Source organism: Saccharopolyspora sp. (genome assembly GCF_017434145.1).
GTDB lineage: Bacteria > Actinomycetota > Actinomycetes > Mycobacteriales > Pseudonocardiaceae > Saccharopolyspora_C > Saccharopolyspora_C galaxeae.
Window position 1 is genome coordinate 1 of the sequence record NZ_JAFRFW010000585.1, and the last position, 1,740, is coordinate 1,740.

At 73.5% G+C, this 1,740-nt stretch carries 1 pseudogene; it reads left to right on the forward strand.

From position 1 onward, the window contains the following. Positions 1-197 precede the first annotated feature (197 nt). Positions 198-1,740, forward strand: a pseudogene (locus tag IJH84_RS16150) (cation-transporting ATPase); the annotation flags it as partial.

Consider the following 1,740-nt stretch of genomic DNA (forward strand, 5'->3'; position numbering starts at 1 on the left):
CGGCCGCCCCGCCCCGGCGATCCCGCCGGACGAATCCCCCTGCTCGGCCGCTTCGCGCGGGTGGCGCCACCCGACCCCGGCTGACCCCGCGCCGCACACGGCGAGCACGAGCCCGGCGACCCCTTCCGCGGCCCGCACGTTCACGCGCGATTCTTCGCCGCCGCGCGCTCATTCCCGACATTCCAGGAAGGCAATCGATGCCGTTCGGCAAGCTGCTGTCGCTGGCCGCCGAAACCACCGGGCAGGTGGTCGACGCGGTGCGCACCCTCGGTACCGCTCCGGCGAGCCAGCGAACGTACTCCGGTGCCGACCGCACGCACCTCGAGGTGCGCGGGCTGCACCGGCCAGGAACCGAGCAGGCCAACCGCGAGCTGCGCAACCGTCTGTCCGATTTGGACGGAGTGCGCGGGGTCGAGGTGAACGCCGTGCTCGGCCGCGTGGTCGTGCAGCACGAGCCGGAGATCGATCCCGCCGACCTCGGCGAAGTGGTCTCGCAGGTCGAGGACGAGCACGACCTCACCGAGCTCGGGCGCGCCCCCGGCGGCATGGCGCACCCCGGCGACGCGGGCGCGCTGGTTCGCGACGTGGGCGCACTGGGCATGAGCGTGCTCGGGCTGGGTTATTCGGCGGTCGCCGGCATGCTGCCGCTGCGGCCCGCGTCACCGCTGGTGCCGACCGCGGTCTCGCTGGTCGACTCGGTTCCGTGGTTGCACAACGGGGCCGAGCGCGCGCTCGGCCGGGACGCCACCGAAACCGCGCGCACCGTCGGCGGCGCGCTCACCCAAGGGCTGTCGCAGAATCCGCTGTCGGTGTTCACCGACCTGGCCGGCCGGTTCTGCACCTCGCGCGAGACGATCGCGCGCGGTCAGGCGTGGCGCCGTTGGGAAGAGGCCAATGCCGGTCTCCCGGGCGTGCACGAGGCGGAGGCGCTGGAACTCGAACCGCGCCCGGCCGAACTGCCGAACGGTCCGGTGGAGCACGTCTCGAACCTCTCCGGCACCTTCGCCCTCGGCGGCTACGGCACGGTGCTGGCCGCCACCCGCAACGACCAGCGCGCGCAGGCGACGATGCTCGCCGGAGTGCCGCGACCGGCCAGAACCGGCCGGGAGGCGTTCGCAGCGCAGCTCACCACCGCCATCTCCGAACGCGGCACGGTCGTGCTGGAGCCGCGGGCGCTGCGCCGGATGGACCGGGTGGACACCGTCGTGCTCGACGCGCCCGCGCTGCTGACCGGACGGCACGTGGTCGAAGAGGTGCTGCCGCTGGACACCGACGCCGACCAGACGTGGCTGTTCGCCCGCGCCGGTGAACTCGTCGACCCGGAGCAGCCCAAGGCGCGGCACACCCGCGGCGCATGGTCCTGCGCCCCGCTCGGTCGGCCTTCGCTGCCGGACCGGTTGCGGGACGCGGTGCGCGAACACCGCGAGCACGGAGCGAACTTGTTGATGCTGAGCCACGAATCGGAGCCGGTAGCGGTCGTCGTGGTCGTCACCGAACTGGATCCGCTGGCAGAAGCGCTCGTGGAAGCGGGGCGTTGCGCGGGTTCGGTGGTGCGGGCGGGCATCGGCAGCCGCCTCGACCACCGGCTCGCCGTCGACGACGCCGTGCACGGCGGCAACCGGCTTGCAGAGTCGGTGCGCAGGTTGCAGCAGGACGGGCACGTGGTGGCGCTGCTGTCCGCCCGCGGGCACACCGCACTCGCCGCCGCCGACGTCGGCATCGGTGTCCCCGAATCCGAAC